The following is a 5654-nucleotide window of genomic DNA, read 5'->3' as shown; positions in this document are numbered from 1 at the left end:
CAACTGGTTCAATATTTCACTGTCTAGTTTGAGAGGCTGCTCTTTTTTCATAATTATAATAATCTCCCTCCTGTATCATCTTTGTCAATACCCCCTGACCTGAATCCTTACAAAAAATCTTTATTCAGATGTTTATATCCAACTAAAAACTTACCATATTTACTAAAAAATAGCCACCTTTCATACCACTAGAAACTCTTCAAAATAGGTGTAAAACCCGCTTGCCCATTACTTGTCATAGCCGGAAATTGCGAGTTAAAATATAGATAACTAACCAATAAATCGTGCTAACTATGAAAATACAATCCTCCGTCTTAGTCCACCTGGGATTTGGCAAATATGTACGCTCCGATCGAGTAACAGCAGTAATACCAATTGAAGAAGAACGCGGGCCCGGTCGGCGCACTTTTGTGCACGTAGACGGCGAAGCAGACCCGATCGTTGCTTCGCGCGCGGAAGATACAATTGTTCGCGATTTGGTGCAGGAACCGCGCGAAATAACTCAAGCTCGCCAGCAACAAGAAATCCTGCAAGATTTGCTGGCAGATTTGAGCAATGTTAACGTCACCGTGCGCCGCATCAGCCGCGATGAAGGTGGACTCGATCTCGAACGTTTGGAGCGCCGCATTCGCCAAATTTTAGACGCCTAAAAAAGAAAGACCGCCCGGGCGGTCTTTTTTATTGTTGGTGTCGCTAAAAATTTTAAGTTGAGGGTTTCAATGTAATTTCGATGTCCGCTAAACCGGTGAGTTTTTCCACCGCTTGCTCTTCTTCAACTCGCGGTACAAAAATAGTTAAACCTCCCGGAACACACTCAATAGAAACCGGAGTCATGCCGATGATTTCGCCGTCTATAACTACTTTTTGAGGTGGATCGGCACTAATTGTTACTTTTTTTGCCCGCAAATAACCGATGTCGTCGCGATCCGTAGGATTGCCGCTCAAAGCTGTTTGCAATAGGTGATAAGAAGCTGCGATCGCCCCAGCTTTATTCTGAGGCGCAACCAGCGTCACGTCCAGCAAGCCGTCATCAAAAATAATCCCCGCCGGGCCTTGAGCTAAAATGGAAGTAGGCGGCGCTGCATTCGCCACGGTGACGGCCACAGCAGTAAGGCTGATAATTCTATCTTCGGTTTCGATTTCCGCTTCAAATCTTTCTAAATTGTTTAACTGTTTAATTCCTGAAAGAATGTAAGCCAGCATTCCCCAACGATTCTTCATTTCGCGATCGGCAAGTTCGACAGTTTCTGCCTCAAACCCCACTCCCGCTAACAAAACCATCGGCATTTCACCGTTGCAAATCGCCGCATCCACCACCCGCGTCAACCCTCCCAAAATATTTTCACAGGCGGTTTCAATTGTATTTGGAATGTCTAAAGCATTAGCAAAAGCATTAGCAGTTCCCCGCGAAATAATTCCTAAAGGAATATTTGTGCCCACAATCGCCCCAGCCACTGCGGACAAGGTGCCGTCGCCCCCGGAAGCAATAATTGCCTCAACTCCCCTAGCAACTGCTTCGCGGGCGATTTGATCTGCGTCTAATTCGGGGGTGGTCAGGCGAATGTCTAAGTCAATAAAAGGCTCTAAAAGTTCCTGAATTCTAGCTAAGTCTTGGTCGGGGTCGCTGTTACCGGCGACGGGATTGAAAATTAGGCAAGCTGAACGTTCCATATTTGGTAATAGGTAATGGGTAATAGCGAACCTGAAACCCAGGGTTTTTTTCCTTTGTATCGCAGTTTCGAGCGCCATCGCATCCCCCTTAATAAGATTCATTTTGACTGTTCTTATCCCCCCCTTATTAAGGGGAGTTAAGGGGGAGCAAGACTCAACTATAACCCTGATTTAGACATGGTTTTAACATTAAGTTAACACAAATGCCATGCCCGCTAAACTTCGACAACAACCCTCACCTATTTTTCCCAGGTTTAATTAAGACTTGACAAAAGTCCACTCTAAGACTTCGCGGGGAGCTTTGTGCAGCGCTTCCTTGATTTCCTTGTTGCTGTCGAACTTGACTTGATCCAAAAGGCACGCTTCGACGTTCACCGTAAACTTATCGTCTTCAAAAGGCCAAGGAGTTACAGTCACGAGTTCGTTGCTGTGCTGTACAATATCGTAGCGCTTGCCGTCCGGGCCGACACTAATTTCTAAAGCTCGTTCTCCGGCTGGTAACTCCCGGCTGCAAAGAATTAATGATAGCCGATCGCACCACTGGAAAAAAGCATAAGCTGCCTTAGCATCTTCCTCGGAAATTTGCAACTCTTTGCGCCATTTTTTTTGAGTTTCCAGTTGTTCGTCCAAAAACTCGTCGAGTTCCTTCGACTCTCCCCGCTTTCCTTCATTGAGAAAGCTCATGTGCATAGAAATCAGCATTGCTACCCACCTACCGCGATATAGGGCATTCTGCGCCATGGCTTTAATTTTCGGCAGAGAAGTTTCCGTCTGCAAGGTAAAATCAAAGGGCGCGCCCGCTTCAGTCAAAATATTTTCTTCCCATTCTTTCTCCAAATCGTCGTGATGCGAAATAGCCGCTATGGTTTCGTAGAGGCGCACCGGAGATTTCGAGCGCTTCCACTGTCCGCCAAGTTGCGCCGCGAGCAAAGCGTGGGCGCGGTGGTAAATAATTTCCCAGCCGGTGGCGGTTAAGTTAGCAATCATTGAATTTTTCTCCTCAATTAAGTTAATACGAGTATTTTGTGCGAGCATTCGGCTCTCGATCGCCCCGGCGCCTTAAAAAGGGGGGAACCGGAATCGGTCAAAGTCCACATTTTTAAGGGCGATCGAGACTTAAAGAAAAACGAAAGTTAAATCACAAAAGGTTTGATCGAGATATCCTGCCATTTCCCCTCAAATCGTTCGACAACCAAAGGTCGGATGCGGAACTTCGGGGGACACCCATCGAGAACATCAATCCGCAAACACGAATAAGGACGGCGCTTGTGGGAACCTTGACCGCTGCGGCCGACAAATAGCAAAGATTCCGCTACCCGCCGGCTGGCTGTTTCGGAACCAGACTGCCGCCCCAACCGATAAGCTTCAGGACTCAATGCTTCCTGCAACATCGGCCCTTCCGGGCGCTGGCGGCGGAGACTGTGGCCGCTTCCCCCGCAGACAATCCAATTAATCCCAGAGTCGCCGTGTCCGGTATTTCCAGTCCGCAGGTATTCCAAACAGTGAGCGTGGCCAGTCAGCACCAAATCTACTAGCGGACGCCCCCGCGCCGCTTCCCCAACTGCATCGGCCACCCCGTCGAGCACCTCGCGCAATCGCAACCGAACCGCCAAAGTTTGAGCTTGATTCCACTTTGTCGCCTCTGTCACGTAGGGGGGGTGGTGCAGGTAAATTACCCGCCCCCGCACCTCGGAATCGCGCCAAGAGTCAATCAGCCTTTTTTTCAGCCATTCGAGCTGTTCAACGTCGGTGGCGGCTGTTCTGTCGGGGGACAGTTGTTTGTCAATATCCATCAACATTTCGTCAACTTGCTCTAATTTGGCGGCCAAGTCGTCTAGCTGTTCGGCTTCCTCGGGAATTTGGGGGTTGAGCCGATCGCACATTTCGAGCATTGCCAATTTTTCTTGTTCCAATTTCTGGCGATCGAGTTCCAAATTCTGGCGGCGAATGTCGCCCTGTTTGGTTTTCGGGATCGGTAACGGTTCGTTGAAGGTGTTGGAGTCGAGGGCGAAGAAGTCGATGCCGCCGCTGCGGAAGGTGTAGTAGCGGTTGGGTAAGCGGGTAAAGCGTCCGGGTTGGTAGCGGAGGCAGCGGCCTGTGCTGGTGCTGGCGGTGTAGTGGGCGTCTAGGTGGCGATCGAGTTCTCCCGGCAATTTGTGAGCTTGCAGGTAGTCGAGAAACGCTTTGGCGTAGGCATTTCCGCGATCGGAACCGTGCCAGCCGACATCGAGATCCAACTTGGAACCCAACAGCCGACGCAGCGGCAAAGCTGTCGCCGACAGAATGCCGTAGACTATCGGCAAGTCGTAATAGTCGTGGTTTCCCGGTACGGGCAAAAACGGAAAATTAAACACCATGCGATCGTAGGCAATGCGAGAGGGATGCTCGCCGCCGACTATAAATTCTCGGTAGGGGCGAATAAAGTTTTGCAAGTAATATTCGCTGGAACCTACGAGATAAACTACATCGCCCGTGTGGAGGACGAAACGGCAAGTTTCGCGCTCCGAGACCATCAGTTCGGCAATCTGTCGCTGGGGATTGTAGCCGCGGTGATTGCCCGTGCCGCTGTCGCCTGCGACTAAAAACGAAAACTCTGGAGAGTCGGTGGTTTGAGATTCCAAAACCATCCGAGTTTGGTCGATTCCCCGATCGACGATCGAGTGTTCTTGCCACCGCACCCGCTCTTTCATTTTGCGGATTTTGACTGTTATTTGCGGGTCGGAAACGAATTTCAATTCACCTCTTCTCCAAAATTGCTGAGTTCCTAGTTAATCATAGTGTAGCGATCGGGCGAGTTTTTACCTCTCTCTAAAAGCTGAAAATCGACGCGCGGGCAGTCAGAAACCGGGTTTTTGACGAAAATACTTCGTTAAAATCGACAGCCACGGCCAAAAACCCGGTTTCTTTAGTTTCTTTGGTTTGACGCGCAGGCAGTCAGAAACCGGGTTTTTGACGAAAATACTTCGTTAAAACCGACAGCCACGGCCAAAAACCCGGTTTCTTTGGTTTTGATACGATCGCCCGGTATCTAAACTCAAATCAGGGCTGTGCAAATTATGCACAATTAAGTCCCAGTAAGCCATTCAGCTTTTGCCCAAATGTCTAGTAATTTTGCGAAATAGTTTTAAAGTTCTGGACTGGAGGGATTAAACCCCCTAATCTTTTCATCCTCGCAACTATAGGCGAGGAGTGTTAAGGTTTTATTTGATAATCTTAACTAATGCGAATGGGAAGTCCCGCGCTCTACCGAAGGTGAGCGTCGGGATGAAAATGAGCCAAAAAATAAATTGAGCGACAGCGAATCAATATCGTTTTTGTGCCCTATGATAATTTTATCGGTATTCTGCAACCTTGATAAATGTATAAAGCTTACAAGTACAGAATTTATCCCACAGATGAGCAAGAGGTCTTGCTTTCAAAGTCTTTTGGCTGTGCGAGATGGTTTTGGAACTATGCTTTGAATCTATGTCAAGAAACTTACAAGAATACTGGCAAAGGACTATCTAGGGCATACATACAAGGCTTGCTCCCTGCACTCAAAAAAGAATACGAATGGTTAAAAGAACCTTATTCTCAATGCTTGCAGGTGGTTGCATTGAATTTATCTACTGCCTACAAAAACTTCTTTGACAAGAGGGCGATGCTGCCCAAGTTCAAAGCCAAGCATGGCAGGCAGTCGATCAGCTACCCTCAAAATGTCAAATTCGACGGTGACTATATCAACCTACCTAAGATTGGTTTAGTTTTCTGTCGGCGACATCGTGATTTTGAGGGCGATATCAAGACCGTTACCGTATCTCGCAACCCGGACGGTAAACATTTTGTTTCTGTTTTGATTGACGATGGGAAAGAACAGCCTGAGTTAGTCCCAGCAGATAAAGCTATTGGCATTGACGTGGGATTAAAGGTGCGATTCGTTGGCTAGAAACCAATCTTAATAAAAAGATTAGGGGGATTAGCCGCAGGGTAATGAACCTTGATAA

Annotated in this window: 5 protein-coding genes; 2 read left to right on the top strand and 3 right to left on the bottom strand. The window is 47.9% G+C overall.

Features of this window, described 5'->3' with window-relative positions:
* The first annotated feature begins 293 nt into the window (after positions 1 to 293).
* Complete coding sequence (locus QUA47_RS30035; RefSeq protein ID WP_006631047.1) at positions 294 to 650, top strand: hypothetical protein; 357 nt, start codon at positions 294 to 296, stop codon at positions 648 to 650.
* 52 nt (positions 651 to 702) lie between these two features.
* Here the strand turns inward: QUA47_RS30035 and QUA47_RS30030 are convergent, their stop codons facing one another.
* The 3 genes from QUA47_RS30030 to QUA47_RS30020 all read right to left on the bottom strand — a co-directional run bounded on the left by QUA47_RS30030 (position 703) and on the right by QUA47_RS30020 (position 4406).
* Positions 703 to 1773 carry a YegS/Rv2252/BmrU family lipid kinase gene (locus tag QUA47_RS30030; protein WP_445243788.1) on the bottom strand — a complete coding sequence of 357 codons (1071 nt, stop codon included), beginning with the start codon at positions 1771 to 1773 and terminating at the stop codon, positions 703 to 705.
* Positions 1774 to 1929: 156 nt separating this feature from the next.
* Positions 1930 to 2658, bottom strand: coding sequence for a DUF3891 family protein (locus QUA47_RS30025; protein ID WP_333433507.1), 729 nt, complete (start codon positions 2656 to 2658; stop codon positions 1930 to 1932).
* A 146-nt stretch (positions 2659 to 2804) separates the two neighbouring features.
* The gene (locus tag QUA47_RS30020) at positions 2805 to 4406 is read right to left on the bottom strand and encodes a metallophosphoesterase (RefSeq protein WP_333433506.1); all 1602 of its coding nucleotides are present in this window, start codon (positions 4404 to 4406) and stop codon (positions 2805 to 2807) included.
* Between the two features lie 623 nt (positions 4407 to 5029).
* On the opposite strand from QUA47_RS30020, the gene QUA47_RS30015 reads away from it, so the two are divergent.
* Entirely contained in the window at positions 5030 to 5596 is a 567-nt protein-coding gene (locus QUA47_RS30015) for an RNA-guided endonuclease TnpB family protein (RefSeq protein ID WP_333433505.1), read from the top strand.
* Positions 5597 to 5654: the final 58 nt, after the last annotated feature.

Source organism: Microcoleus sp. MON2_D5 (assembly GCF_036701905.1).
GTDB lineage: Bacteria > Cyanobacteriota > Cyanobacteriia > Cyanobacteriales > Microcoleaceae > Microcoleus.
This window is presented reverse-complemented; position numbering and strand designations above follow the sequence as displayed.

Coding starts and splice junctions, on each gene's coding strand:
- QUA47_RS30035 (WP_006631047.1), top strand. CDS start 294: ATGAAAATACAATCCTCCGTCTTAGTCCACCTGGGATTTGGCAAATAT.
- QUA47_RS30030 (WP_445243788.1), bottom strand. CDS start 1,773: ATGAATCTTATTAAGGGGGATGCGATGGCGCTCGAAACTGCGATACAA.
- QUA47_RS30025 (WP_333433507.1), bottom strand. CDS start 2,658: ATGATTGCTAACTTAACCGCCACCGGCTGGGAAATTATTTACCACCGC.
- QUA47_RS30015 (WP_333433505.1), top strand. CDS start 5,030: ATGTATAAAGCTTACAAGTACAGAATTTATCCCACAGATGAGCAAGAG.